We start from the raw sequence: 26,293 nt of genomic DNA, 5'->3' as shown, positions 1-26,293 counted from the left end.
GCCAGTGTAAGCCCAATCGTTTTAAATGCGTTTTTCTAAAATATCCCATATTGATAAGGCAACGATCGTTGAAATGAAATGCCCGCCTAATATGTGACGCGGTTGAGAAAATGGACTGGCATGAGCTGCAAATACAAGTAGACAGCTCGCCCCTATTGGACCAAGAACCATTGGAAATCCAAATGGAACCGCAATCAAACTGATTATACACATGGCTATTAGCCCACCCATTGCAGAAACAAGGTTGTCTTTTAGATTCACCTTCTGGTCCGAGTTCTTAGTACCTTTCATTTTAGTAAAATACGAACCATCGAAAATGCCTCGTCTGAATTTAATGAAGGAACGGTTGGAGCTGGGACTGGAATGATTTGTTACTCCTTAAAAGGGGGGATTGGGAGTGCTTCACGTCGGATAGAGTTAAACCATGGCATATACACAATGGGTGTTCTCGTGTTATCCAAATTTTGGAAAACTGAGTGATCTAACCATAAACGGAAGGCACATTGGTATTGAAATAAATGAAGCGATGATGCAAACACAAGAAGAACGAGATAAAGGGTCGATTATATTTATCGTTGGAACAGAGCTCCCTGTATCAGAGCGGCAGCTAAATCGTATTATTAAAAGAACGGTAACAGGGCTAGCACGTACAGGCTCTATTATTTCAAATGGGAGTGGTGATATTGCCATCGGTTTTTCAACTGCAACGAAAATACCTCATGATAAGCCAGGCCACTGTCTCACCATTCCAACTATTCATGAAGAAGATATGGATCTCGCCTTCCGAGCGGTTGGAGAAGCGACGGAAGAAGCGATAATTAATTCGTTAATTACTGCGACTCCTATCGTTGGTAGAGCTGGTAATGAAAGACTTGCCTTAAGTGATCTATTACAAAAATATGACATTCGCTTAACATGAAGTGAAACTACATCAGTGGGGGATTAACTTCATCCCCTACGGTTTGCTCCTGATTAAGACTGTTGGATCAATGTTGTCCAATTCCTATTGCAACTTATATTAGTTGCTTCTTTAATAGGATCTCAACCTCTTCAACTGGTAGTGGAGGACTGTAAAAATATCCTTGCCCGAATTTACAACCATTTTTAATTATCAACATAAAACTGGTAGCGTTAATTTTTTACAATATAAGCATTAGTCAGGTTGCCTATTTTCGATGAGGATAGGCTCATTTCCAAGTGACAATCAATACAATAGCTAATATCTTGAGGGAGGTGATATTACATGTATGCAGCTTCATTGCAAGGCATATACCCATTTGCTCCTGCTGATCAAAGGTACCATTTCTATCCTAACCAAAGCCCCTCCTGGCATAACGTCACTATGTATAAAGGATCGTTTGGACATCATCCTACCGCTTATCCTGAATATTTAAACTACGGACACTTCCAGCCGAGCACAAATTATGGGTATGGATACGCCACACATCCCCAACTAGGAGTCCACCATGATTATTTTGACGAATATGATAATAAACACGTTCAATACGTAAAAGCAAAGCCAGCTACAAAAAAACACCATCCAGCACCAATTCATCACCATGAATACCACTGGCATCATGGATACCCTTTCGGACAAGGATCTGGATTGTTCCCTAATTATTACCATTCAAATTACTAACCTGCCCTAAAAAAAGGATAGGTGAGCAGTAACACAATCTGCTTTTCCTATCTTTTTTGTACAACAAAATTGACACTGAATCGATAGTTAACTAGAATCCTATTATCTATCTTCTTCTGCTAAAACCGCAAGTGAACAACGTTTGAAATTTCATGTATTCGTACATGATCGCCGCCTTTCGTCCCTTGTCGGAATAGTTATTTACTTTTGGACGGAGACAATGAAGAAACTTCCGATCACATTCACATCGTGAACGTCCTGCACTTAAACATTGATCATGTCTTTGACAACACTCATCCACATCATTTATCGGGGCACCTGGTCCACTGCAACCTGGACCACACCACTTATATCCAGGAAATATACATAATCCAAATCCTCTTTTCCTTGATGGCATTTTTCCAACACCTCCCCTTTTTTCTATCATTTTATATATATGAAAAATGATTGAAAGGAGTATGTTTAGAAACCTAAGATAATTACTTTAATAAAAAGAAAAAAAACTGCCGAAGCAGCCGTATGGGACGACATAAGCATTCGACATTTGCATAATGAGTGTACTTAATTTCTGCCCTTACTCCATTTAAGACATAATAAATAGGAGCTGTCCCCAAGACAACTCCTGTTAATCCAAAGTACTCCATTAGAATTATAAAATATGTCTTTCAATCATTTTCCTTACTCTTTCATCAATTTACGATGATAGGTCAGTATTTCAATTCCAACCTTTCATCATTATGATTTTTTAGTTTATTGTCCCACCAGCTAGAGTATATCTTACATTGAACTCTTGTAAAAATTGATTTGTAATGAGCGCATCATGGATAAATAATAGGTTTTCATCATTGATGTTATTACCATTGTTACTCCAGTTAGTTGATCCTACTATAACAGTTGGGTCACTGCTTGTATCTACATCGATTAACATCGTCTTACTATGAAGCTTACGAGATTCATTATCTTGGTAAACCGGAGCAGGGTTGGCCCAGCGAGTATTCGGGTTATTTTCACTCTCTTGTGAGGCAGTACGTCCTGTCATATCTACACTTGCAGACCACCACTGGTTCCAGAAGCTTTCGTCAAAAACACCCTTTATATCAAATCCAGTTAAAGTCCCTTCAAGGTCATTATATGAACCTTCCCATAAGTACTTTAATTCGTCAACTAACCCTTGGTCACTCCATGCAAAAATTGTAAAGTATGTATTAATGTCTGCTGAGGTTTTAACAAATTCTCTCATTCTACCAACTGCATCATCACCAGCCGAGAAATAAATTTCTACTGTTTTACCGTTAATATCAACAACATGTGTTGTATTATCCGTTTTACGCGTACTAAAGTTAGAATTTACTTTATCAAAAGATAATGTAGAACTGCCCCACATCTCATTAAATTCAACCTCATAGATATCGGCTAGCTCTGGCCAATTGATTTCTACAACATGTTGTTGGTTACCATCTAAAACTCCTTGTTCCATATTCGTTTCAGAACCATATAATCCAGTAACAGTGAAGTTCCAGCTTCCTGTAAATACCCAACGGTCGTCAATAACAGCAAACTTATTATGCATTTGTGTTCCAGGACTATAGTAAGCATTTGTACTTTTTTCTTCTGCATCTACAAATAAATATCCTGTTACGTCACCGCTTCCAACTGTAACCGTTACATAGGGAAAATCATCTGGTGTTGAAGGTAAGCCAAAATCAGTTCTTACTGTACTATCTTCAACTGCAAACATTGGAGAGTCAGAGAATACATAAATATCATCTTCGGTTCCAATTATTCCATCCTGTCCTCGAACCATTTTTTCTACATATAGGCGCATTGTTTGAAAACGTTCAGCATAATGAGGATCATCTGCATCTTTTGCATCGGCAATAACACGCACATCTACTCCTTCTTCTGCTTTTGCTATTAATGTATCTATAATTCTAGGTAAATTTATTTCATAGGTTGCAAAATCAATACTTGTTGTTGCTTCATTTAAGCGCTTGATTAATCTGTCTTCAAGGTTAATATTATAGTTTGCATCATTTCCAGATGATGCATATGAAGTATCAGCACACTTATTAAAGTAAACATTAATAGCACCCTCTATTTCAGAAACATTATTTATATGTTCTGTTCGATCCGTACATCCATCTGCATTTGTATTTACTGCTCGTGGAGTACCATAACCTCCATCATAAACCCCTGTAGAATCAATCCAATTTGTAGAATCGGTACCAACTAGAAGAGGATCCATCCTTTCCATTGTAGCCTTTGAAGTGTTATCTCCTGCATACCAAGCATCTACGCTATCTATTAAACTACCTGCAGAATCTTTTAATTCAAGAATCTCTCCACCATTTTCCATAGAACCTGAGTAGATAAGATCTGCACTGACACCAGGAACAGTGTCATCATCAGTTCTCTCTAATATGTAATATCCTCCAGCAGCAATACTACCAGAAAGATTGATATTAGGTGATCCATCTGTCGCATTTAATGTCCACCCACTAAGATCAATTGCTGAACCTGTCGTATTATGTAATTCAATCCATTCATCATTATAGCTATATGATGTACCCATCCAAGCTACTTCGTTAATAACTACACTACGTGTTGTTTCAGCATGTACTTCCTGTTTAGTTTCGATAATAGGTACATAAAAAGAAACAATAAGTGCAAAAATTAATGAGAGCTTTAACGTTTTTCCCATTTTTTCAACTCCTTTTCCAACTCTGAATATGATAATGAATATCGATTTTATTATAAAACTAAATTGTTAATTTAATATTAAAAATATATTAATATTTAAGCGTTTTCACTATGAAGCGTATTTTTATCAAGTTGCGCAAATCAAACATTATGAAATAATAAATACCGTTTAAATGTAACGTTATTCTTTGGGAACGATTATAGATATGTGTTTAATCCAAAAATATCCTAAGTTGTTTCATGCATATATTGGGATCGGACCAACGCAATTTTGTAGTATTTCTCAAATCTAAAAAGTACGCCCACTGATTGAGCGCATTTTTAATTTTAATATTATTCTGTTATTTAAGCATCACAGCGGTACGTTTTATTTTATTCTTTTATCAATTTCTCTCTATTTGGTGCTTGTGGCGGTTCTTCTAACCATCCGTTTTCAATCATAAGATCAGCAACTTCTTCGGCAAACAACCCAATTTCTGAAGTAAGTCTAATATACGTAAAAGCTAGGTCATGTCGCATACTTGATGCAACCCCAAGTCCGTAATCACCAATACCAGTAACGGCTAAAAATGTAGTTATAAATAACATAAGCTTATCTGAAAAAGGAGCAACCTTTGACTTTGTAACTGAGGTATCCCATAATGAAGGAGCTGGTAAATTATCATCGACTAATTTTTTTGTAAAAATCCTGACGTGTTTATGGGCAATTTGTCTTCCTTTCCACATTAAATCTCGAACTTTTTCAGAATCGGCGACTTGACCGAAAGCTGTCATCATACTTTCACACATTAAATTCAAGTCAAGATTTGTTGATAAATTAGAAATTTCTTGAACAGCTAGAGGCCGGCGTTCTCCAAAAAAACCATTCATAAAGCTTTGGTTTTTAACATAACGAACTCGATCAGGGAATGGTAGATATGGTGATCTTATTAAGATCCCTTTATTTAACATTAGATGAAGGGATTTATCATCCAATTCCATAGTGGTTTCTATACATTTTTTATAAAATTCTCGTACGTCTTGTCGAGCAGATAAGCTTCGAGATAACGCATAGGTACCTAAACCTACTTTAGCCATACTTTTAACGAAATTTAACATAAAAATATCCGTAAATAATCGAGCAGCCTTTACATTAACATCCTGATCTGTAAATCCATGTGGGATCGGGAAGTTTTCCCTTTCTAATATCCGTTTAATCTCATCCGTGTAAAGAAGAGATAATTCAAGTGAGTATTCTAAAATCTGCTTTATTTCTTCATCTTCAACGGTATTATAAAAATATTTCATTAAACAAGTGGACGATGTATTATTTATATAACCAGCCCAAAGGCTAGCTATTTCTGAAGTTGTTAACTGAATTTCACTTTTACTCATTTTTCTCCCTCCCATTTTTATTGATTTTTTTGTACAACAAATTTAAGTACCAAGACTTTACTATGTAACTAATTGTGAAGAAGAAAAACCAGTTCCCTAAAGTTAAGGAACTAGTTGTATTGAATGATATTTTTATCTTAATATCGATTCAATTTAAGGAGGTAGAAAAAGCTATTTAGGTTTAATTGTAACTTTTCAATAAAATGAACCCATTTTGGAATTAGTATTTTAACCAATAAACGCAAAATATTTAACATTTTATCGCCTCCTAAGAAAAGTATGTTCTAAAAGCCTTATGATTACTTATGTAAATGAATGGAAAATTGTTTTTTATATACTAGCTATCGTCAATTTTGAAATTTTTATCTGTAATGTCATCACCTCAATATACTTATATTTTTCCGTTCAATTTGAGGATTTTCAAACTAATTTTTCATTTATTATAATACTATTATGATATTTAAAGGTGGAAAACAATCATGAATAGACCTACTAGAAAAACAGGATTATTTCTCGTTATAACGGGGGCGATATTATGGGGTGTGGGTGGCACAGTTGCACAAAAACTCTTTCAACAATTCGCAATCGATGTAAATTGGCTTGTTACAACTCGCTTGCTCATCGCTGGATTATTACTCTTAACCGTTCAATTTATAGGAAAGGATCGTTCCCAAATACTTGGTGTCTGGAAAAATAAGAAGACGGGTGTTCAACTAATAATTTTCGGGCTCCTCGGCATGCTAGCAGTTCAATACACGTATATGGCATCTATTAAACATGGAAATGCTGCTGTTGCAACATTATTACAATATTTAGCACCTGCAATGATTATTATTTATTTACTTTCACGTAAACAAACGGTATTAACACGACGAGATTTTTTATCGGTTTCTCTTGCTTTAATTGGTTGCTTTTTCTTATTAACAAACGGCTCACTCACTCAATTATCTGTTCCAACTTCGGCAATCGTTTGGGGAATTTTCTCTGGATTAGCATTAGCGTTTTACACTTTATATGCTGTCCCTCTACTTAAGCAATATGACTCCCTTGTTATCGTTGGCTGGGCTATGATTATCGGTGGGTTTGCTTTAAGTTTTTTCCATCCACCTTGGCAAATGGACTTTACAAGCATCCAACCTGAAGCTTATTTATACTTACTATTCGTTATCATATTCGGAACAATGATTGCATTTTGGTTTTATATCGAGAGTTTACAAAGTCTTTCACCTAAAGAAACAAGCCTTCTAGGTAGTTTAGAGCCACTAGCAGCTGTATTAACTACGGTCTTTTGGTTAACAGAACCTTTTGGAGCTTTTCAATGGCTTGGTACCGCTTGTATCATTGGAATGATTTTAATATTGTCACTAATTAAAAACTCTTCATCAAAAACGAATCAATCACTAAAAAATAAAAAGCCCCTAAGAGTTAGCTAATTTTAGCTAGCTAGCTCTTAGGGTTTACCGTTAATGGTATCTAAACATGATTGGAGCGGACACAATTCTTTTGTAATGCTTCCTTCTCTTTGATAAATCACTACTTTGCATAAACAGTAGTGAAAATGCCTCCCATAAAAACACCCAACCTCCAACCGTTAAATTCAGTGAAATGAGTTTTTGAACTAGTTTATTCAATTCTGAAAATTGGAAATAAGTAGATAATATCGTAAACATAATGGACACCAAAATATAAACAGCCGATTTTTTTCGATTTTGGGTAGTTTGCTTTGTTATCACATAGTGACGATAATTAAAATGATTGCGCACTCCAATTTCAATGTTTTTTTCCATTTTAATATCTTTTTTTGCATTTTGGAGATCAAAAATCAACTTTATTTTATTTTGTGAATCAATCTCATACGAAAATTCTTCTAGAAAAGATTTTAGACTTGAATCCAGGTCCCTAATATTATATATAGAAGAATCCCATGTATTAAATACATCATCATAATCCTTTAAAGCTATTTCGATTATATAGTCACCTGAAACTGGATCTATTGTATAAAATTGGTCTAAGAAATTGTTTTTCATAAATATAATCCCTCATTTTTAATTCAAGGCAATCTCATATCCATTCCAACCTTATAGTGACTGATTATCGTTTCTTTTATCTATAAAAATATTATCTAGCTGATCGATTTGGGCAATCGAAACCTCATTCACGTGTTTTAAACCAAACTTTTGTAAAATCGAATGAAGCCACTTTTCATCTTTACCTAACGAATCTAAACTTTCTGGCAATATTTGAACTGAATATTAAAGATGCTGTAATTGAACCTAATGTTACTCCTGCTACAAAATCAAAAAATGTCATTTGTGAAATTAGTTTTTTTCCTAAAATTCTACAAAGACTATAAAGAATAACAAAAGATAATATACAACGAACAGTCATCTCAACGATAGACATAATATCCCACCTCATCAACTAAACACATAAATATTTCCAACTATAGCATAAGAAATTTCGAAACAAATGTTACTTCAAATAATTAGCATAAAATTTATAGAAAAAAGGCGGTACAAACAATGTTTGAATTTCTGTCAGACTCACTTTTGGTTTTAGGAAGAATCGTTACGATTTTACCTTTACTTTTGTTTATGACCCTTTATATGGGAAAACGTGCAATTGGTGAGTTGCCAATATTTGATTATTTAATTATTATCACATTGGGAGCTGTTGTTGGTGCTGACATCGCAGACCCTAGTATAAAACATTTCCCCACCGCAGTAGCTATTATTATTATTGCTCTTTTTCAAAGGGTCATTACCAACTGGAAAATAACCAATCGTAAAATAGGGAGATTACTTACCTTTGAGCCCACTGTTGTAATTCAGAATGGGAAGTTTCTCGATAAAAACCTAAAAAAAATTCGTTATTCTATCGATAACATACTTCAAATGCTTAGAGAAAAAAACGTATTTGACATCAGCGAAGTTGAAACAGCAATTATTGAAGCAAATGGAGCTTTGAGCGTATTAAAGAAAACTGAAAAACATCCCGTTTAGAAGATATGAAGATTATAAAGCCAACATCTATGGTTGCTCTTCCAATCATCGTAGAGGGAACCATTTATTCGGATATCTTAAGGGATTTTAAACTGAGTCAAACATGGTTAGAGGAACAATTATCTAATCAAGGAGTAAATGAACTAAAGAATGTCTTTTTTGCCTCGATAAATCGTGATCTGGAATTACATGTTTCTTTAAAGGATGAACATAATGTAATTATTCCACAGATAAAACACTAACCTTAAATTCAAATATTCTGTTTCGATCGTTAAATAACCTTTATCTCTGTTTTAAAATTATCATCAATTTTTCTTTTAATACACGGTCAACATATCCTTTCGTAAAATGGTTTTTTACCGGATGAAGTTCGTCTACACATTCATAAAGACAAGGCATAAAATATAGTAATCCTGTGTATTTAGGAGGTGAAACCTTCATGAGTCATGAACACAAAAAAGATAATAATTTTGAGTTAATCGTTGTTCTGTTCATTTTATTAATCATTGTTGGGACAGCTTTTGTTAAACCTTATTACTAATTAGCACGAAAGTCCACCTGCATCCTTTCTCCTTAAACACTCACAAGAAGAGCCTTTTGGGGCTCTCTTTCCTTTTGATTGTAACTTTTTACCACTGTGCTCAGTTTTTCTTTAATGTAACTTTATAAGCGACTGATTGCAAATTTACGCTTGCGAGAAAATTTTCTCCATTCATCCTAAAAATTTTGCCGGTACCTGTCTCTAGATCAAACTCGTAAACCCTTACGATTTCAGCCTCATTTCCAAACTCTTCAATAAATGCTTTTTCATTTTCCGTTAAGTAAAACGGTGTTTCCCTCTGACCTGTTGTTGTTTTTACTTCTAAAAATTTTGGTTTTCCTGATTCTTCATAAGATAAAATATCGTAGCCTGCCCCGTCCCCCTCTTCAAGGGAAATATGAATCACTTTTTCATTTAGCTCTTGACTGAGTCTTTCTTTTTCAATTTTAAGAACAAACTCCTCCCCCATTAACCCAATCTTTTTATTTCTCATATTAAGCTCATCAAAGTTCACTTTTCTTGCCTGAAACCGTCGCTTCTTTTCCTTTCGTTCAGCAATTTCCTTTTTATCATTTCCTTCTCGTTCTAATTTTGGTAAAGACCTAGATCTTAAAATGCCATTTCGGCCTACTCTTCGATATTCACAGTACTTCAACAATTCATTGTTTTCTCGGTGAGAGATCATATTTCTTACTTTTTGCTCAAATTTCGTGTCATTGCGATTCATGTTGATTTCTAAATCGTTACCATCTGGCTTCATATCGAACATAAGGGCTTCTTTTAACTCTGTCGTCGTCATTTCCCCCGATTCTTCTAAAATTTTTATAGCAACAGCAAGTATTTCTCTTTCGGTATAATTACTCACTTTTACTCCTCCTTTAGTCCACTCTATTAATGCTAGCGTACCATACCATCGATGTTTTATGTTTCCTCGCTATTTCAGATTCAATAAAAAGATTATTGACTCACTCCCTTTGATTTACAAACTGTATATGGTATTTGTTTTATAGTTGACTGAGTCAACTATAAAAGGATAGAATATAGTTAGTGTTAATTTACTGAATAATAAGGAGAATTATCCATGAAATCAACCCAATATGTAGAGAAAATCCGAAAATTCAACAGGTATTATGCAAATGTTCTAGGCAAAATCGATCAAGCAATCTATAATCAACCTTTTCCATTAACGGAGGCACGGGTTATTACTGAAATCAATTACAGAAATGGTTGTACTGCAACTGAAGTCAGAGAAAATCTTGGTATTGACCGAGGCTATATGAGTCGAATTATCCAACGTTTCGAGGATGAAAATATCATCATAAAAGAACAGTCAAAAGTGGATAAACGTCAGCATTCTCTCTATCTAACTGAATATGGCAAAGAAATTTTCCAAGACTTAGTTGAAAATGCTAATCGTGGGGTAAATAAGATGATTGAAAACTTATCAAAAAATGATCTATCTAAGCTAGTCATAGCGATGGAAACAATCGAATCAATTTACTCGAAAGAACATTCTTCCCAATCAGAAGTCGTCATTCGACCATGTCAACCCGGTGATATTGGATACGTCGCCTATCTTCATGGAAAGTTATATGATAAGACATATAAGTTCGGTCGGATGTTTGAATATTACGTCATGAAAGGTTTAACAGAATTTATGATTAATACCGATAGAGGAGAGCTTTGGGTTGCTGAAGTGAATGGTGAAATCGTCGGTTCGATTGCAATTACGAAGTCCAGTGATACAGTAGCACAGCTAAGATGGTTTGTTTTGGATGAAAATTATCAGGGCATGGGCATTGGGAAAAAACTCATGGAGACTGCCCTTAATTTCTGTGAAGAACTAAAATATCAGCATGTATTTTTATGGACAGTAAGCACATTGCACACGGCTCGCTATCTTTACCAAAAATATAATTTTAAACTAACTGAAGAAAAACCAAATGAAGAATGGACCGGAACGAAATTAATCGAAGAACGATGGGATCTCGACCTTTAGATGAATACTAAACAAAGTAAAACGAAAAATCAAAATTGGAAACAAGGGATATTGGATTCATTACCAATAAAAAAGGTAGAGACTAAGCTGCTCTACCTTTTAATAATTCGTTATTAAGATATGTTCTACCTTACGATCATTTCGATCCATAAAACTTACGCTATACTCTTTGTTAAAGCCAATAATATTGATACCAGGCTGATTATAAAGATTAAAAATAAAGTCGGTATTTTTAATAATTAGCATGAAACGGCACTTGCACTCGTTTAATAAGTACTCCGCGAGCCGCTCTTGATCATGACTTGCAAACGAATGATTAGCATACGTCGAAAAATCACTATCATATGGCGGATCTAAGAAGATAAAGTCCTCTTCATGAATAGGAATTCCCTGTAAAAATTTCTCAAAGTCGACATTATATATATTCGTACGACTTAAAATTTCCTGCAGTTCGTCATTCCATAAGTACTCGATTTTATGATGAAATGCTTTACTATTATACGAAGTTCCACCATAAGGAACATTAAAACCACCGCTCTTATTATATCTAAACATTGACGAATAACAAAATTCACGTAAGTAGAAAAATAAAGCAATATGCATTTCTTGATTAAGATTATATTTTACCCTCTCATTATAAAGATAGCGATAATACGTATAAACACTTGCCCTGATACTGGATTCAAAGTTCTTTCGATAATCTTCTTCTGGCAGGTCGCCTTTTTTTAATTCGTTATTCTTAGTGTTACCGAATTTTGATAGGAGTGATTTTTTTAGCTCCGTTATTAACCTTTCAAAATTGATATTCAAACTATTTTGTACTCCTAATGCAATTTCATTTCGCTTAATTTCAATCATTTCATTAATAATTTGTTTTAATTGTTCTTTATCAATTTCGTTACTTTTAAATTGCTGATAGAAGCGTCGGAGTGTTTCATAATAATCATTGGACAACATTCCAAAAAAACTCCATACTTCCCATATTTCCTGTAAATATTGCTGAAACAACTCATTTTTTTCTTTTGTCAATGTATATAATGCAATCAGCTCACTTGAAAAATCATTAACATAAGCTTGATGATATCGTTCTTTTTTAATCGAGAGAAAGCATGCTCCCCCACCTAAAAAGGGCTCGATATAATTGTTCATTGTTTTCGGCATATATTGATGGATGATTTCCAGTTCGGCAGACTTGCCTCCTGGCCACTTTACAAACGGCTTTACCAAGTTAAACTTCCTCCTGCTAGTAATCTAGTTTATATTATAGCACTTTTTTAGAAAAAATAAGTAGCACCTGTAACAGATGCTACTCGTGTTTTAGGAAGGCTGTTTTCGTAAACTTTGTTGCTTTTGGACCGTTTTTTTGAAAATAAAATAGTCTTTTCAAGACAAATTTATTTGTCTGAACGGCTATTTTATTTTCAAAAGCTTCACGCGTAGCGTGAAGAGCCAAGCATCCGCTTGGCTTACGGTCCAAAAGCAAAGAGCAACAATCTTTGAAAAAAGAGCCTTTAGGAAAGACACTGCAATCACGTTCCACTTCCTAATATAATGCAATATTTTAAAATTAAGCTCCTAAGATGTTCTGTATAAACATACGAATGACATCGGCTCCACCAATAAACGTCCCTAACGCACTTCCTAAGTTCGTCAAGACAACGACCAAAAGAATGCGTGTTACCATATTGCTCCAAAAGCCTTTAACCGTAAAAACATCGTCGGACAAGTTTTCAAAATCTCCTACTTTCGGTTTTCGGATATAAGCTTCAACAAACCCAGCAAACCATCCAGCAGCAAGTAACGGGTTTAATGAGCTTATCGGAGCGACTATAAAAGCAGTAAGAATACTCAAAGGATGCCCAAAGGCAATCGCAGCTCCAAGCGCAGCAAAGCCTCCATTCCAAAGAATCCAACTTACCGTCAGATCCACTCCTATGGAAGGATTTGCATAAAATGTATACCCAATAATACTTAGAATAAATATTGGAATCATCCAAGCAATGACTTTCGGTGCATTTGATTTTGGTGGGCGCTGCGAAATCGCATCTAAGTCATGATCTTTATATATCTCTTCTTTTATACCAGGAACATGTGCCGCACCTAAAACAGCAACAACCTTATTGCCAGGAGCTTCTTTAATTTTTTGCGCTAAATATTGATCACGCTCATCAATTAACGGCACCTTTAATTTTGGAAAGGACACGGTGAACTCATGAAGCATCGAGTCGAGCATATCCTGTGATTTCATTTTTTCTAAATCCGCTTCTGAGATGTCTTCTTTATTGAAAATACTACCAAAAATCTCCATTAGAAGCTTGGCCTTTCCCCAAAAGCCAATATTATGCCAAATGCGGGCGAAGGTGATTTGTATATTGCGATCTGCTAATACGAGTTCCGCATCGATTTCCTTTGCTGATTCAATCCCTTGGATCATTTCTTGACCAGGCTTGATACCAAACTGCTTCGCCATGCGCTTTTGAAAAGAGGATATCACTAAATTCATTAAAAGTAAGGATGCTTTCTTTTCTTTAATCACTTTAAAGATGTCCATATCTTTCCATTTATTACTATCGACAATCGACTGATAGCGCTGTTCATCGAGTTCAACACATACTGAATCAGGCTGCTCCGCCTCGATCACTTCTTTTACTTGTTCTGCACTTTGTTTGGAAACATGGGCAGTTCCTATTAAGATGAGTTCCTTCCCATTTAAATCTATTCTCGTAATATTTTGCTCCGACATAAACTACCTACCTTCTAGAGTTCTATTTCATGTAAAAAACGAGTATTAACATATTCATTATCCATTATGGCAAATAATCAAAATAACTACAATCGTTACTTCATCGTTATGGGAAGAATTGATACCGAAGCACCTGTTTCCCCTATTTCAACTTTTAATTTTTTCTTAAAATGTCTCTTCTTCTAATTGTTTAAATTGTATATGTAAGTCCTTTAATGCTGCTACTATTGCATTGGCCGCTTTCCCCCGATATTGTAGCTGTATACTTTTAATTGGCTCTTCGATACCATCTTTTAAGCTAAACCCTTTTAATAGATTACCGATGTACTGCCGACCATGTTCAGTAGCCAAGGTGCAAGAAGCATCAAGAATAACACCATATTTTGACTCTATTTCAGCAGTAACTGTTAGTGTTTCAAATACACTTTTGGCAGCCATTCCTTGTGGCAGACGAGAATGACCTGCTATAAAAATAATTTTTGGACGATACATTACCTTACTCCTCTCAAAACGAATATCTTATAAAGTGAAACTTCATTCAGTGGGGGGGTTTCCTTCCCCCCCACTGAATGTTAGTTGAACCAATCGGGTTGTTACTGGCGCTTATATCCCACTTAGCTTTTCTTGTTTCCTTAAAACCTTGAAGTGGGAATCTTAGCGCCAGTTAAGCGGGATAAAAATGTATTCCCTTTCCAACTGTCGTTTCCCTGCTTACAAGCGTAGCGATTCTGTAGAATAAATCAAAAAAAAGAATCCCTTTACATTTAGGAATTCTAATAACCTAGTGAAGCATCCTACATAGAAAAAGAGTTTGAGTTTAAATTTCTAATAATTGAAGCGGACTACCCTATACATGTAAAATAGCGATATTTATTGATGACAGTAGACCCTGGTTCGTTAACCTCATATAAAAGTATTTCTTTTTTCACGATTTTCACAACGGAACTAGGGTCAGTTATAAATTTATTATTTTATAGCCGCTTCTCGTTGATTTTCAAATGGCCAAGCTGGTAACGTTTTGGAAAGAGGCTTATCTTCTCGGTAGCCAAGCACATATTCTCCTTGCATTACCGTATGGATCTCTCTCGTTCCTTCATATATTACAGGAGCTTTCGCATTTCGCAAAAAGCGCTCGACTGGATATTCATTTGAAAAACCGTAGGCTCCGTGAATTTGTACGGCATCATTGGCCGCTTCTAAGGCGAAGTCACATGATTGCCATTTCGCTAATGACGTTTCTCTCGTATTTCTAATCCCTTCGTTTTTCAAGTACCCTGCACGGTAAACTAATAAACGGGACATCTGTAGACCTGCTTCCATTTTAGCGATCATTTGTTGAACCAATTGATGTTTTCCAATCTCTTTACCAAATGTACTTCGCTCATGACAATATTTCACACTTTCTTCAAGGCAAGCCATAATCGTTCCACAAGCTCCGGCTGCGACTGTAAATCGACCATTATCTAGAGCAGACATCGCAATCTTAAAGCCTTCCCCTTCTTCACCAAGCAGATTTTCTTTCGGTACTCTCACATTGTCAAAGAAAATTTCTCCTGTATTCCCTGCACGAATTCCTAATTTCCCTTTGATCGCTTTTGATGAAAAACCAGGCCATTCACGCTCTACGATAAAAGCAGATATCCCTTTATGCTTTTTCGTTTTATCCGTATAAGCAAATACGAGGAAATTGTCGGCAACATCACATAAGGAAATCCATGTTTTTGAACCATTTAAAATATAGTCTTCACCGTCTTTCACTGCAGTCGTTTGCAGTGCCGCTACGTCCGAACCTGCATTAGGTTCGGTTAGTCCGAAGGCCCCGACCTTTGTCCCTCTTGCTTGTGGTACTAAGTATTTTTGTTTTTGCTCTTCAGTACCCCATTGCAGGAGCGTCATACTATTTAATCCTGTGTGTACCGATACGGCGGTACGAAAAGCTGTATCTCCTCTTTCTAACTCTTCACATACGATCGCTAGTGAGTTGTAGTCCATTCCACTTCCACCGTACTCTTCAGGAATACAAACACCCATTAAGTCGAGGCCTGCTAAACGTTTCATAATACCTCTTTCAAAATACTGTTTTTCATCCCACTCTTGGATATACGGATTGATCTCTCTATCTACGAAACTACGAACCATCTTTCTTAACATCGTTTGTTCTTCTGAAAACGAAAAATTCATCATAACAAATTCCCCCTATATCATTTGATTTTGTTTAAAATTTTCAATCATTTCAATGGAATAACCGAGTTCTAATAACACATCCTCCGTATGTTCTCCAGCAATCGGAGGATGCGAACGAATTTCTACTGGAGTTCGAGATAGCTTTAACGGACTACCTACTAATGGAATACTCCCTATTGTAGGATGTTCCATCTCAATGACCATATTTCTTTCTTTTACCTGTGGGTCATTAAATACTTGCTCCATATTTTGAATCGGTCCCGCTGGTATCCCGTTTTCATTCAGGAGCTTCAACCATTGTTGAGAGTTTTTCGTTTCCATTTGTGCTGCAATTTGCTCAACTAACTGCTCCCGATTTTCTAGCCGTTTCGCGTTCGTTGCGAACTTCTCATCGTCTGCGAAATGCTCTAAACCTAGCAAGCTGCACAATCTTTTAAACTGACTATCATTACCGACCGCAATGACCATTTCTCCATCCATCGTTGGAAACGGTTGATACGGAACGATATTAGGGTGTTGATTTCCTAATAACCCTGGAATATGGCCTGAGATTAAATAATTACTTGCTACGTTGGCTAACGTACTAATTTGCGAATCAAATAATGAAATATCAATGCTTTGCCCTTCACCTGATTGGGCTCGCTCTTGCAGTGCGGCGAGAATACCGATGTTTGCATAGAGGCCAGTGATAATATCCGAGATGGCCACACCGACCTTCATAGGTCCTGATTGTTCACTTCCAGTAATGCTCATTAATCCAGACATTGCTTGAATAATAAAATCATAGCCAGGCAGGTTTTGATACGGTCCATTTTGACCAAACCCTGTGATTGAACAGTGGATGACCTTAGGATTAAGGGTTTTCAGCTCGTCGTAACCAAGTCCCCACCTCTCCATCGTTCCGCTTTTAAAATTTTCGATCACAACATCAGATCGTTCGATGAGTTTTTTTAAAACCGCTCTGCCCTCTTCGGTTTTTAAGTTCAACGTAATTGCGCGTTTGTTTCGATTAGCACATAAATAATATGCACTTTCTGTCCCTTTAAAAGGAGGTCCCCAATACCTTGTATCATCACTCCCACCTGGGGCTTCTACTTTTATAACTTCTGCTCCTAAATCACCTAAAATCATTGTCGAATAGGGACCTGCTAGTACTCTCGTTAAATCTAGAACTTTAATTCCCGTCAAAGCACCCATTATTACTGCCTCCTTTCTTGAAAGTTCATAAATAAATTTGAGAAACAAAAATAGCCAACTGCATTATGAATAGACATAATACAGCTGGCTTTGATTACATATCTGCTCTACGGAAATAGAGTCATTGTAAATTACTCAGCTTTACTATTTTGTTTAGGTATTATTACTTAAAATGTAAGCTCACGATTTTGTTCGAGACTGTCAAACAAAGATGAACTTTCCTTATATATCTAAATTATAAAAGAAAAAAAGATGGGTGTCAATAAATATTTCGAATTTTAAAAACTATTAAACCATCCTTCTCGTTTAAACTACTAATGAATGCAATGTTATTCGTTTACTGATTTTATCAACGACTTCTATCCCAATCCGAATTGACGCCGTTGCTGCTGGTGACGGGGCATTACAAACATGGATGCACTTTTTACCCATAATGATATGAAAATCATCAACTAAACGACCATCAGGTTTTAAAGCTTGAGCTCTAACACCAGCAGGTGCAGGTTCGAGATCACTACCTTGAATGTCTGGAACTAATAGCTGTAAGCTTTCAACAAATTTGGCTTTATTAAAGGAGCGAATGACTTCTTCAAGCCCTTCTTTCATATGTTTATTTGCTAGTTTCCAAAAACCTCGATAGGTAAGGACTTCAATAATATCTTTCACGTTGATATCTTTTTTATAGTACCCTTCGCGTTTTAAGCTTAGAACGGCATTAGGACCTGCTTCGATTGTGCCATCTATCATTCTCGTAAAATGTACGCCTAAAAAAGGAAATTTCGGGTTTGGAACAGGGTATATCAAATTTTTAACGAGATAGCGTTTTTCAGGCTTTAATTGAAAATATTCTCCTCGAAACGGAACGATCTTCATATCCGTAATATACCCTGCTAATTTGGCAATTCGATCACTATGTAAACCAGCACAGTTAATAAGAAGTTTTGATTTAAATGTACCTTTGCTTGTTTCAATCGTAACACAGTCGTTCGCTTCATTAATATTTTCTACGCTCGTATTTAAGGAAATCTTGGCACCTGACGCTTCGATCAGCTGTGCAAACTTTTCACTAACTTGTTGATAATTTACAATCCCTGCCATTGGGACATGGACAGCTGCTAAACCATTGACGTGTGGTTCTAATTCCTTTAATTGTTCAGCACTCACCTTTTTGATTTTCAATTCATTTTGTAACCCACGTTCATACAGTTTTTCCAATAATGGTAACTCCTCTTTGTTCGTAGCGACAATGACTTTCCCGCAAATCTCATGGTCAATCTGATGCTCATTACAAAACTCAACCATTAGGTTACTTCCTTCTCGAGCAAACTTTGCTTTATAGCTGCCAGGTTTATAATAAATTCCTGAGTGAATCACACCGCTATTGTGACCGGTTTGATGCTTTGCCAAACAACCTTCTTTTTCCAATAATAAGACCTTCGCATTTGGATACTTGTTATATAAAGCAACTCCAACAGAAAGACCGACAATCCCACCACCAACAATTGCAAAATCAAACATTCATATTCCTCCTCAGGTTTACAATTTTCTAGCATAAAACTACCCAAAGGAAAGTGGTTTAAACAAAGAAGCAAAGATTACTAGAATAATCTGTAAATACCGCTTTCTTATTTATATAGTGGAAAGCATTAATCACTACCAGTTATCAATAAATCATCTTTTAAATGAGCTAAAATGTTTTCAGTTGAAACATGATCTCCTTCTTTTACACAAAGAGAGGTAATAATACCACTTGCACCTATGGATATCTCCATTATATCCCCCTCAAAGGATTTAATTAAAAATAATTTTTCCCACTCATAGATATATGAATTTTCTTTAATAAAAACTTTTTCAATTGTCCCCTTAAAAGGACTAACTATTGTATGAATTTCTTGAATCATTTTTAACACCTTCCATAGTATATTTAAATCCATCCTCTAAAACGATAAGCCCCTTTTAAAAAATACTAAGATCCCACATTTGAGCAAGATGCTTTAAAAGCTCAACACCAGCAAGACTATTCCCAAACTCATCTATAGCAGGTCCATAAAGACCAATGCCACAACCATTTTGAAAAGGTAATTCTTTTCGGTCCTTAGCGGGAACTGCTGCCATTATCCCACCTGAAACTCCACTTTTTGCTGGTATTCCAATAAAGGCTGCAAATTTCCCTGATGCATTATACATTCCACAAGTCAACATTAAAGCTTTCGTTATTTTTGCTACTTGTACAGGAAAGACTCGTTTTTTACAAATTGGGTCGTATCCATTATTGGCGAGAATCAAACCAATTTTCGCGATATCTTTTGTATTCACTTCTATCGAGCATTGTTTTAAATAAACTTCTAACGCTTCTTCAACTTCTGTTTCTAAAAATCCTGTCGCTTTTAAATAATAAGATAAAGATCGATTTCGATAAGCTGTTTGCCATTCAGAATGAAAGACAGTTTCATTAATAGTAGGACGCTTCCCAATCATTTTTTCTATTAACCTAAAAATAGATTCTAATTTTTCCTCTGGTGTTTCTCCGTTAAGAAGAGACGCAACTGTAATCGCTCCAGCATTGATCATCGGATTATATGGTTTTCCAGTTTTATGCATTTCTAAACGAACAATAGAATTAAACGCATCACCTGTTGGTTCTACATCCACTCGCTCTAAAACATAAGATATTCCACGGTCTAAACATGCAGCGATAAAACTGATCACTTTTGAGATACTTTGTAAAGTAAAAGGAACCTCCCAATCTCCTGACTTGAGCTCCCATCCATTTGAATTCATAATATAAAATCCTAATGCCGTTAGATTAGACTTTTCTAAAGCAGGAATATAGTCGGCACATCGACCTTTAAGACCAAGTGAACGATAATGCGTGATCAGTTCTTCTAGATATCTTCCCTCCTTGAAGTCAAGTAGCAAAGTACTTTCATTTGATAAATGATTATCCATATCTTCCCCCTCGTAAACGCTTACAAACCTATATTAAGAAGCTGTAATTTAGTTTATAATTTAAGCTACGAAAAAAAACAAAATACTACAAATAAATAGAAATGAATTCATGAATATTTATAAATAAATTTTATATATACACTTTCTATTGTTTAAGGTTTATGGCAATATATAAAGAAAAATAAGAGATGAAACCCTGCACATGAACGTGTCTAAAAATCACAAAAAAATAGAGCTTTATTAACAGGAAAAAAAAGAATTAATGAATATTAATTTTAGATCAGGAAGTGACATCTATGAAAATGAGTCCTTATCTATGGAAAGATTATACTATTATAGTATTAATGCTTCTTTTCGTACCATTAGCAGGTGAAATAAACTTTTATCCTATTAATGAAGCGTTTCGTATTAGTTTAGGTCCACCAGCTTTTTTCTTTTCCCTATTATTTTTGAGAAAAACACCTGCAATCATTCCAGGATTTTTAACAGCTATACTTGTTGTAGGTTTTCGTATTCTACTAGATATGATGTATCAAGACTTTAATTGGTTATCTTCTTTTGAATCTCATTACCCTACTTTTTTCTTTTACTTCACTTATGCTTTTATTTTTTATTTAGTCAAAGTTAATCGCTTTCATGACCAACCTATAGTCATTGGAGTGTTTGGGATAATCATTGAAATCATCGCAGACTTTGCAGAATTTATTGCACAATTTTTTGTTTTAGGGGTTACAATAACTACGGCTTCACTTGCTCAAATCTTTTTTATTGCACTTTCACATAGTTTTATTGTTTTAGGTGTATTTAGTATGATGAAACTGTATGAAGCTCGCTCACGTGAGGTAGAGGTTCGAAAGCGTAATGAACATATGCTATTGCTTATTTCGAATTTATACGAAGAATCTATTCATTTAAAAAAGACACTACAAACCGCTGAAGATATTACAAGAAAATCTTTTGGTCTATACAAGGAAATGAAACAAAGTAGCACTGATGATCTAGAAAAAAAAATAAAAAGTTCTGATAAAGTCATTCATCAATTACTCCAAATCGCAGGTGAAGTGCATGAAATAAAAAAAGATAATCAAAGAATTTATGCTGGATTATCAGAACTTATTTCAAAACAAAGCTTCACTGATTATATTAATATTAATAATTTAATGGAAATCATTGCACAAACAAATAAAAAATATGCTTGTTTACTAGGTAAAAATATTGATCTTGAATATATTATTCAAGATGTTCACCGGTCTTATCATGTGTATACTATTCTATCTATTATTAATAATGTAGTGGCTAATGCAGTAGAAGCAATTCAAGAAATAGGTACGATCAAAATATATATAAGCAGGCAGCAAAACTTTCTTAAATTTCACATTGAAGATGACGGACCTGGCATCCCAGAAAAATATAAAGATATCATCTTTAACCCTGGTTTTACATCAAAATTTGATAATACTGGTAACCCCTCTACTGGTATAGGGTTAACCTATGTTAAAGATATGGTTGGGCGGCTAAATGGAAAAGTCACCCATAATCATGGTCCTAATCATAAGGGGACTATTTTTACGATTACATTGCCAATTGAAAATTTGGTTGAAAAGGAGTTAATCGGATGAATTTTTATATAACTGACGATGATGTGACGGTTCGTTCTATGCTTACTCAAATGATCGAGGATGAAAATCTAGGAAAAATTGTTGGTGAGTCAAGTGATGGTAGTTCATTGGACGGCGACACATTAAATATAAAACAGGTAGACATTTTATTAATTGATTTATTGATGCCTAATTGTGATGGTCTCGAAACCATTCAAAATATTACTCCAACATTTAAAGGCAAAATCATTATGATTTCTCAAATAGAGTCAAAGGATCTAATCAGTGAAGCCTACCTACTTGGAATTGAACACTATATTATAAAACCGGTTAATAAAATAGAGGTGTTAGCTGTTATCCAAAAAGTGATTAAACACCTTCTCTTAGAAAAATCAATTTATGACATTCAAAAATCTTTAAATATTGCACTTCATATCGATACGAAACCTCATCAAAGTGAAACTACTTATGATATTAAAACTTATGGTCAATACCTATTATCTGAATTAGGGATTGCTGGTGAAAATGGCAGTAAAGATTTAGTTGATATTTTATGTTTTTTATTTAACTATGAGAAGGAATATACCTTTGAAGAAGGAATGCCAGCCCTTAAAGATATTTTTGAGAATTTAGCTAATAAAAAGCTTGATGTTCCAGCTGATGAGCAGGATTTGAGTAGAGAAGTAAAAGCTTCTAAACAACGTGTACGAAGAGCAGTTTATCAGTCATTAAAACATTTAGCTTCTTTAGGACTCACAGATTTTTCAAACCCTAAATTTGAAGAGTATGCATCTCACTTTTTTGATTTTACTATGGTTCGTAAAAAGATGACAGAGTTAAAAAATGAGTCAAAACCAACCTATTCAACTACACGAATTAACGTAAAAAAATTTATTCAAGCCTTATATTTTGAAGCAAAACGACTCATGTTAGAGGAGTAAACCGAGAAAAAACATAAGCAAACAATAACAAAACCCTTTATGTTTTCAATAATGATTCACCCCACTTTTCTGTTACTAAGTAGTAAACCTTTTAATACTTCAAAAAAGCCAACGTCCTTAATATACAGGACATTGGCTTTTTTGGTTTAAAAAATCACTTGTGTACAAAATCCAAGCGTTGGCCCAGAATGTGATTGTAATAGTTCCGATTGTTTTTATTTCCGGATATAACCAAAGTGGTTTGCAAATACTAGCAAAAAAGTCAGGGGTTTTATATGAAAAGCTGACTTATCCCTATTCATCTGAACTTTTAACAATTGGCTCCGAGTCATAAAAGATGTAGTGTACGAAAAGGAGTGATCAGCGATGATAACCCGTCCAAAAGACCAAATTACCACATCGCAAGCAGTTGTCGTCATCATCAACACAATAGTTGCTGTAGGGATCCTCACCCTTCCAAGAGCAACTGTGGAGGAGGTGAAGACGCCAGATGCCTGGATAGCCGTTATTTTGGGCGGGCTGATTTCGATGATAGCAGGGGTGATCATTGTAAAATTAAGCCAACAGTTTCCCGACAAAACCTTTTATCAATACAGCCAACAACTTGTAGGGAAATGGGCGGGGTGGTTACTTAGTCTACTTATTATCGTTTATTTTTTTACACTTTCTGCATTTGAAGTCAGAGCGCTGGCGGAAGTGACAGAATTATATTTGCTAGATGACACACCGATCTGGGCAATTACCATGCCATTTATGTGGGTAGGTCTCTATCTGATCATTGGCGGCATAAACCCGATCGCCCGTCTGTTTGAAATTATATTCCCTATTACGATTATTATTTTTTTACTGGTTACCTTTATGAGCTTCGGAATATTTGAGATAGATAATCTCCGCCCGGTATTAGGGCTGGGAGTCATGCCAGTGCTAAAAGGAATAAAGACAACGGCTCTCGCGTATACAGCTGCTGAAATCATGTTGATCCTTGTGGCGTTTATGGAACAGCCAAACAAAGCAGTAAAAGTCGTTCTAGTTGGAATAGGCATTCCCGTGCTCTTTTACGTGATAACCGTCGTAATGGTCATCGGAGCGTTATCCGTCGATGGAGTGGCAAAGAGAACGTGGCCTACGTTTGATCTCATACGGAGCTTTGAAATCACCGGTTTAATATTTGAACGGTTTGAATCTTTGTTGCTCGTGATATGGATTATGCAAATATTTGCCACCTTTACCATTACCTACTATGCTGCTGCTTTGGGTCTGTCCCAACTCTTCCAAAAGAACATTCAACCATTTATGTATGGCTTGCTACCTGTTATTTATATCCTTGCCATGATTCCAAAAAATACGAATGACCTATTTGCACTCGGGGATATGATCGGCAATGCCGCGTTGTTTTTATTTGGTGCACTGCCACTGTTCCTTCTCGTTGTTTCGAGATTGAAGGAGGGAAAGCATAAAAGCCGATATTTTTAGTGTACAGAAAATCGTTTTTTTGATAAAAAGCATCGCTTAGTGTTCAAAGTCCGACCTTTGGCCACAGAAAGGGATTGTAATAATTCAGATTGTTATAAATTTCAGCATATAACCAAAATGGTTAACAAATACTAGTAGAAGAGTAAGTTTTTTTAAAATGAAGTATCGAATTTTCTCTGCTCACCTGAACTTTCAACAAAATTTCACAAACGTTTTGGGTGGTGTCAGCTGCTGGCATGGGGCAATTATAGGGGGATTAAAATGTGGAAAGCGATAGTTTCATATCTTCCAGATTGGATCGTTTTCATACAAGCTTTTATTACATTTTTCATTCCATTTGTTATTTCGAAATTTTTTAACTGGATCCGCACATTAGAGGAAGAGTGATGAGAATGAGAAGGTGGAAATTAAAGAACAGACTAATAAAAAGGGCCATTCAAGGTGATAAAAAGCAGGAATCCAAGCCTTTTCAAGTTTCAACAGGTCATTTTACTGGTGATCTCACCTTAGATCTAGAACTTGTCAGGCAAGAAATAGGTCATAACTCGGATGTGCACTTTCGCGAGTTTAACATAGGGCATACGGGCATTCGGGCGGCAATCTTTTTCGTTAGCGGGCTAGCAGATATAGATCTTATCGACAAACATATTATGAAATCACTGATGTTAGATCTTTCCGATGAAGAGAAACAGGTGCAAGGGACCATTTCATTAGATTTTATTAAAAATCATGTCCTTTCCATTAGTCAATTAAATGAAGTAGAAAACATTAAAGATTTGGTGTCAGAAGTATTAATAGGTTCGACTGCACTTTTAATTGATGGGTCGTCGGATGTATTAGTTCTCGGTACAATGAAAGGAAAAACACGGGATATTCAAGAGCCAGCTTCAGAAGAATCGGTTAGAGGCCCACGGATTGGTTTCAATGAAAATTTAAGCGATAATACCGCCCTTTTAAGACGCAATGGTAAAAATGAGAACTTATCAATAACAAAATTCCAAGTAGGAAAGCGTACAAAAAAAGAACTTATTATTGCCTATATTAAAGATGTAGCTGATCCAGAATTAGTGGAAGAGGTAAAGAAAAGGATAAGGAAACTCGACATTGATAATGTACTGGAATCAGGCTATGTAGAGCAGCTGATCGAAGATAATTACCTCAGCCCTTTTCAGCAAGTACAGAATACGGAGCGCCCTGACCGTGTCATGGGCGCTTTAATGGAAGGCCGGGTAGCAATCCTGTTGGACGGGTCGCCGTTTGCCTTAATTGTTCCAGTTACATTTAGCATGCTGTTGCAATCACCTGAAGATTATTATGACCGTTGGATTCCCGGCACGGTCATTCGCTTATTACGTTTTTTTACAGCTCTAGTTTCGTTATTGGGGCCAGCGATGTATATTTCTTTTATTTCATTTCATCAAGGATTGATCCCGACCAATTTAGCCATTTCCATTGCAGGAACAAGAGAAGGTGTTCCGTTTCCATCAATTATCGAAGCACTGATTATGGAAATAGCCATCGAAATTTTGCGGGAAGCCGGGCTGCGCTTGCCTAAGCCGATTGGCCCAGCAATGGGGATTGTCGGCGGTCTGATCATTGGTGAAGCTGCCGTTCAAGCAGGCATTGTGAGCCCGGTGATGGTGATTGTCGTAGCGGTAACCGCCATTTCCTCCTTTACCATCCCTCAGTATAGTGCAGGGATTACGTTGCGCATCCTTCGCTTTGTGGCTATGTTTAGCGCTGCTGTGTTTGGATTGTACGGGGTTATTCTGTTTCTCCTCTTGCTTATGAGTCATTTGGTAAAACTGAAAAGCTTCGGTGTGTCTTATGTCAGTCCGGCTGTTCCTTATCGAGTAAGTGACTGGAAAGACTTTATGGTACGTATGCCGCTCCAGATGATGAAACGTCGTCCGAAGATGATGCATACGATAGATTCCATACGCAAAGGATAGC

At 35.8% G+C, this 26,293-nt stretch carries 27 protein-coding genes and 1 pseudogene; 12 read left to right on the top strand and 16 right to left on the bottom strand.

The window, feature by feature from the left end; translation table 11 throughout:
• Positions 1 to 21: 21 nt before the first annotated feature.
• On the bottom strand, positions 22 to 213 hold the full coding sequence (locus J0N78_RS26145) for an HPP family protein (protein ID WP_280637199.1): 192 nt from the start codon (positions 211 to 213) through the stop codon (positions 22 to 24).
• 42 nt (positions 214 to 255) lie between these two features.
• On the opposite strand from J0N78_RS26145, the gene J0N78_RS25750 reads away from it, so the two are divergent.
• From J0N78_RS25750 to J0N78_RS09130, 3 genes are all read left to right on the top strand, one after another.
• A complete protein-coding gene (locus J0N78_RS25750) occupies positions 256 to 480 on the top strand; it encodes a P1 family peptidase (protein WP_307794918.1) in 225 nt (74 codons plus the stop codon).
• The gene (locus tag J0N78_RS09135) at positions 425 to 919 is read left to right on the top strand and encodes a P1 family peptidase (protein ID WP_247747208.1); all 495 of its coding nucleotides are present in this window, start codon (positions 425 to 427) and stop codon (positions 917 to 919) included. The genes J0N78_RS25750 and J0N78_RS09135 overlap by 56 nt, the downstream gene beginning before the upstream one ends.
• Before the next feature lie 324 nt (positions 920 to 1,243).
• A complete protein-coding gene (locus J0N78_RS09130; RefSeq protein WP_209122729.1) occupies positions 1,244 to 1,639 on the top strand; it encodes a hypothetical protein in 396 nt (131 codons plus the stop codon).
• A gap of 106 nt (positions 1,640 to 1,745) precedes the next feature.
• Here J0N78_RS09130 and J0N78_RS09125 read toward each other — a convergent pair whose 3' ends face one another.
• The 3 genes from J0N78_RS09125 to J0N78_RS09115 form a co-directional block, all read right to left on the bottom strand.
• Positions 1,746 to 2,036: a phospholipase A2 family protein gene (locus tag J0N78_RS09125; RefSeq protein ID WP_209122728.1), complete on the bottom strand. Its 291-nt coding sequence runs from the start codon at positions 2,034 to 2,036 to the stop codon at positions 1,746 to 1,748.
• Positions 2,037 to 2,384: 348 nt separating this feature from the next.
• Complete coding sequence (locus J0N78_RS09120; RefSeq protein ID WP_209122727.1) at positions 2,385 to 4,340, bottom strand: phospholipase D-like domain-containing protein; 1,956 nt, start codon at positions 4,338 to 4,340, stop codon at positions 2,385 to 2,387.
• Between the two features lie 371 nt (positions 4,341 to 4,711).
• The gene (locus J0N78_RS09115) at positions 4,712 to 5,713 is read right to left on the bottom strand and encodes a DUF3231 family protein (RefSeq protein ID WP_209122726.1); all 1,002 of its coding nucleotides are present in this window, start codon (positions 5,711 to 5,713) and stop codon (positions 4,712 to 4,714) included.
• Between the two features lie 479 nt (positions 5,714 to 6,192).
• On the opposite strand from J0N78_RS09115, the gene J0N78_RS09110 reads away from it, so the two are divergent.
• Positions 6,193 to 7,146, top strand: coding sequence for an EamA family transporter (locus J0N78_RS09110; RefSeq protein WP_209122725.1), 954 nt, complete (start codon positions 6,193 to 6,195; stop codon positions 7,144 to 7,146).
• A 30-nt stretch (positions 7,147 to 7,176) separates the two neighbouring features.
• On the opposite strand, the gene J0N78_RS09105 is transcribed toward J0N78_RS09110, so the two are convergent.
• Genes J0N78_RS09105 through J0N78_RS26495 form a run of 3 tightly spaced genes read right to left on the bottom strand, consistent with a single transcriptional unit; the run spans position 7,177 to position 8,101 of the window.
• The gene (locus J0N78_RS09105; protein WP_209122724.1) at positions 7,177 to 7,740 is read right to left on the bottom strand and encodes a hypothetical protein; all 564 of its coding nucleotides are present in this window, start codon (positions 7,738 to 7,740) and stop codon (positions 7,177 to 7,179) included.
• A 51-nt stretch (positions 7,741 to 7,791) separates the two neighbouring features.
• Positions 7,792 to 7,950, bottom strand: coding sequence for a DUF421 domain-containing protein (locus tag J0N78_RS09100; RefSeq protein ID WP_209122723.1), 159 nt, complete (start codon positions 7,948 to 7,950; stop codon positions 7,792 to 7,794).
• Positions 7,922 to 8,101: a DUF421 domain-containing protein gene (locus J0N78_RS26495; RefSeq protein WP_374193897.1), complete on the bottom strand. Its 180-nt coding sequence runs from the start codon at positions 8,099 to 8,101 to the stop codon at positions 7,922 to 7,924. The genes J0N78_RS09100 and J0N78_RS26495 overlap by 29 nt, the downstream gene beginning before the upstream one ends.
• A gap of 134 nt (positions 8,102 to 8,235) precedes the next feature.
• On the opposite strand from J0N78_RS26495, the pseudogene J0N78_RS09095 reads away from it, so the two are divergent.
• Positions 8,236 to 8,957, top strand: a pseudogene (locus J0N78_RS09095) (DUF421 domain-containing protein).
• 197 nt (positions 8,958 to 9,154) lie between these two features.
• The gene (locus J0N78_RS09090; RefSeq protein ID WP_209122722.1) at positions 9,155 to 9,256 is read left to right on the top strand and encodes a YjcZ family sporulation protein; all 102 of its coding nucleotides are present in this window, start codon (positions 9,155 to 9,157) and stop codon (positions 9,254 to 9,256) included.
• Between the two features lie 100 nt (positions 9,257 to 9,356).
• Here J0N78_RS09090 and J0N78_RS26345 read toward each other — a convergent pair whose 3' ends face one another.
• Positions 9,357 to 10,121: a protein NO VEIN domain-containing protein gene (locus J0N78_RS26345; protein ID WP_209122721.1), complete on the bottom strand. Its 765-nt coding sequence runs from the start codon at positions 10,119 to 10,121 to the stop codon at positions 9,357 to 9,359.
• Between the two features lie 216 nt (positions 10,122 to 10,337).
• Here J0N78_RS26345 and J0N78_RS09080 point away from each other — a divergent pair, with 216 nt between their 5' ends.
• Positions 10,338 to 11,255 (top strand): bifunctional helix-turn-helix transcriptional regulator/GNAT family N-acetyltransferase, encoded by a 918-nt coding sequence (locus tag J0N78_RS09080; RefSeq protein WP_209122719.1) that lies wholly within the window; start codon positions 10,338 to 10,340, stop codon positions 11,253 to 11,255.
• 99 nt (positions 11,256 to 11,354) lie between these two features.
• On the opposite strand, the gene J0N78_RS09075 is transcribed toward J0N78_RS09080, so the two are convergent.
• The 8 genes from J0N78_RS09075 to J0N78_RS09040 form a co-directional block, all read right to left on the bottom strand.
• Positions 11,355 to 12,482: a DNA adenine methylase gene (locus tag J0N78_RS09075; RefSeq protein ID WP_209122717.1), complete on the bottom strand. Its 1,128-nt coding sequence runs from the start codon at positions 12,480 to 12,482 to the stop codon at positions 11,355 to 11,357.
• Between the two features lie 340 nt (positions 12,483 to 12,822).
• The gene (locus J0N78_RS09070) at positions 12,823 to 13,998 is read right to left on the bottom strand and encodes a TraB/GumN family protein (protein ID WP_209122716.1); all 1,176 of its coding nucleotides are present in this window, start codon (positions 13,996 to 13,998) and stop codon (positions 12,823 to 12,825) included.
• Positions 13,999 to 14,163: 165 nt separating this feature from the next.
• Positions 14,164 to 14,490 (bottom strand): DUF3870 domain-containing protein, encoded by a 327-nt coding sequence (locus J0N78_RS09065; RefSeq protein ID WP_209122715.1) that lies wholly within the window; start codon positions 14,488 to 14,490, stop codon positions 14,164 to 14,166.
• Positions 14,491 to 14,964: 474 nt separating this feature from the next.
• Entirely contained in the window at positions 14,965 to 16,182 is a 1,218-nt protein-coding gene (locus tag J0N78_RS09060) for an acyl-CoA dehydrogenase family protein (RefSeq protein WP_209122713.1), read from the bottom strand.
• 12 nt (positions 16,183 to 16,194) lie between these two features.
• Positions 16,195 to 17,382 carry a CaiB/BaiF CoA transferase family protein gene (locus tag J0N78_RS09055; protein ID WP_209122773.1) on the bottom strand — a complete coding sequence of 396 codons (1,188 nt, stop codon included), beginning with the start codon at positions 17,380 to 17,382 and terminating at the stop codon, positions 16,195 to 16,197.
• A 303-nt stretch (positions 17,383 to 17,685) separates the two neighbouring features.
• Positions 17,686 to 18,897: an L-2-hydroxyglutarate oxidase gene (gene lhgO / locus J0N78_RS09050; protein WP_209122711.1), complete on the bottom strand. Its 1,212-nt coding sequence runs from the start codon at positions 18,895 to 18,897 to the stop codon at positions 17,686 to 17,688.
• Between the two features lie 128 nt (positions 18,898 to 19,025).
• Positions 19,026 to 19,280 carry a biotin/lipoyl attachment domain-containing protein gene (locus J0N78_RS09045; protein WP_247747206.1) on the bottom strand — a complete coding sequence of 85 codons (255 nt, stop codon included), beginning with the start codon at positions 19,278 to 19,280 and terminating at the stop codon, positions 19,026 to 19,028.
• A gap of 55 nt (positions 19,281 to 19,335) precedes the next feature.
• Positions 19,336 to 20,328 carry a glutaminase gene (locus J0N78_RS09040; protein WP_209122709.1) on the bottom strand — a complete coding sequence of 331 codons (993 nt, stop codon included), beginning with the start codon at positions 20,326 to 20,328 and terminating at the stop codon, positions 19,336 to 19,338.
• A 296-nt stretch (positions 20,329 to 20,624) separates the two neighbouring features.
• Between J0N78_RS09040 and J0N78_RS09035 the strand changes: the two genes are divergently transcribed.
• The 5 genes from J0N78_RS09035 to J0N78_RS09020 all read left to right on the top strand — a co-directional run bounded on the left by J0N78_RS09035 (position 20,625) and on the right by J0N78_RS09020 (position 26,292).
• A complete protein-coding gene (locus J0N78_RS09035; protein WP_247747205.1) occupies positions 20,625 to 21,947 on the top strand; it encodes an ATP-binding protein in 1,323 nt (440 codons plus the stop codon).
• Positions 21,944 to 22,867: a response regulator gene (locus J0N78_RS09030; protein ID WP_209122706.1), complete on the top strand. Its 924-nt coding sequence runs from the start codon at positions 21,944 to 21,946 to the stop codon at positions 22,865 to 22,867. Before J0N78_RS09035 ends, J0N78_RS09030 begins: the two co-directional genes overlap by 4 nt.
• Positions 22,868 to 23,233: 366 nt before the next feature.
• Entirely contained in the window at positions 23,234 to 24,340 is a 1,107-nt protein-coding gene (locus J0N78_RS09025) for a spore germination protein (RefSeq protein ID WP_209122704.1), read from the top strand.
• 261 nt (positions 24,341 to 24,601) lie between these two features.
• Positions 24,602 to 24,727, top strand: a complete 126-nt coding sequence (locus J0N78_RS26140) for a hypothetical protein (RefSeq protein ID WP_280637198.1) — start codon at positions 24,602 to 24,604, stop codon at positions 24,725 to 24,727.
• Positions 24,728 to 24,732: 5 nt separating this feature from the next.
• On the top strand, positions 24,733 to 26,292 hold the full coding sequence (locus J0N78_RS09020; RefSeq protein ID WP_209122702.1) for a spore germination protein: 1,560 nt from the start codon (positions 24,733 to 24,735) through the stop codon (positions 26,290 to 26,292).
• Position 26,293 lies beyond the last annotated feature (1 nt).

This window comes from Alkalihalobacillus sp. BA299, assembly GCF_017745675.1.
Classification (GTDB): Bacteria; Bacillota; Bacilli; order Bacillales; family Bacillaceae_F; genus Alkalihalobacterium.
Note: the sequence above shows the minus strand (reverse complement) of the source record. Positions and strands in the feature narration are given on the sequence as shown.

Excerpts from the sequence above, each read along its gene's own strand:
- J0N78_RS09045 (WP_247747206.1), bottom strand. The coding sequence starts at position 19,280 with ATGATTCAAGAAATTCATACAATAGTTAGTCCTTTTAAGGGGACAATT.
- J0N78_RS26145 (WP_280637199.1), bottom strand. The coding sequence starts at position 213 with ATGTGTATAATCAGTTTGATTGCGGTTCCATTTGGATTTCCAATGGTT.
- J0N78_RS26140 (WP_280637198.1), top strand. The coding sequence starts at position 24,602 with ATGTGGAAAGCGATAGTTTCATATCTTCCAGATTGGATCGTTTTCATA.
- J0N78_RS09105 (WP_209122724.1), bottom strand. The coding sequence starts at position 7,740 with ATGAAAAACAATTTCTTAGACCAATTTTATACAATAGATCCAGTTTCA.
- J0N78_RS09090 (WP_209122722.1), top strand. The coding sequence starts at position 9,155 with ATGAGTCATGAACACAAAAAAGATAATAATTTTGAGTTAATCGTTGTT.
- J0N78_RS09040 (WP_209122709.1), bottom strand. The coding sequence starts at position 20,328 with ATGGATAATCATTTATCAAATGAAAGTACTTTGCTACTTGACTTCAAG.
- J0N78_RS09080 (WP_209122719.1), top strand. The coding sequence starts at position 10,338 with ATGAAATCAACCCAATATGTAGAGAAAATCCGAAAATTCAACAGGTAT.
- J0N78_RS09115 (WP_209122726.1), bottom strand. The coding sequence starts at position 5,713 with ATGAGTAAAAGTGAAATTCAGTTAACAACTTCAGAAATAGCTAGCCTT.
- J0N78_RS09125 (WP_209122728.1), bottom strand. The coding sequence starts at position 2,036 with ATGCCATCAAGGAAAAGAGGATTTGGATTATGTATATTTCCTGGATAT.
- J0N78_RS09065 (WP_209122715.1), bottom strand. The coding sequence starts at position 14,490 with ATGTATCGTCCAAAAATTATTTTTATAGCAGGTCATTCTCGTCTGCCA.
- J0N78_RS26495 (WP_374193897.1), bottom strand. The coding sequence starts at position 8,101 with ATGACTGTTCGTTGTATATTATCTTTTGTTATTCTTTATAGTCTTTGT.
- J0N78_RS09060 (WP_209122713.1), bottom strand. The coding sequence starts at position 16,182 with ATGATGAATTTTTCGTTTTCAGAAGAACAAACGATGTTAAGAAAGATG.
- J0N78_RS09070 (WP_209122716.1), bottom strand. The coding sequence starts at position 13,998 with ATGTCGGAGCAAAATATTACGAGAATAGATTTAAATGGGAAGGAACTC.
- J0N78_RS09035 (WP_247747205.1), top strand. The coding sequence starts at position 20,625 with ATGAAAATGAGTCCTTATCTATGGAAAGATTATACTATTATAGTATTA.
- J0N78_RS09025 (WP_209122704.1), top strand. The coding sequence starts at position 23,234 with ATGATAACCCGTCCAAAAGACCAAATTACCACATCGCAAGCAGTTGTC.
- J0N78_RS09020 (WP_209122702.1), top strand. The coding sequence starts at position 24,733 with ATGAGAAGGTGGAAATTAAAGAACAGACTAATAAAAAGGGCCATTCAA.
- J0N78_RS09030 (WP_209122706.1), top strand. The coding sequence starts at position 21,944 with ATGAATTTTTATATAACTGACGATGATGTGACGGTTCGTTCTATGCTT.
- J0N78_RS09120 (WP_209122727.1), bottom strand. The coding sequence starts at position 4,340 with ATGGGAAAAACGTTAAAGCTCTCATTAATTTTTGCACTTATTGTTTCT.
- J0N78_RS09135 (WP_247747208.1), top strand. The coding sequence starts at position 425 with ATGGCATATACACAATGGGTGTTCTCGTGTTATCCAAATTTTGGAAAA.
- J0N78_RS09130 (WP_209122729.1), top strand. The coding sequence starts at position 1,244 with ATGTATGCAGCTTCATTGCAAGGCATATACCCATTTGCTCCTGCTGAT.
- lhgO (WP_209122711.1), bottom strand. The coding sequence starts at position 18,897 with ATGTTTGATTTTGCAATTGTTGGTGGTGGGATTGTCGGTCTTTCTGTT.
- J0N78_RS09110 (WP_209122725.1), top strand. The coding sequence starts at position 6,193 with ATGAATAGACCTACTAGAAAAACAGGATTATTTCTCGTTATAACGGGG.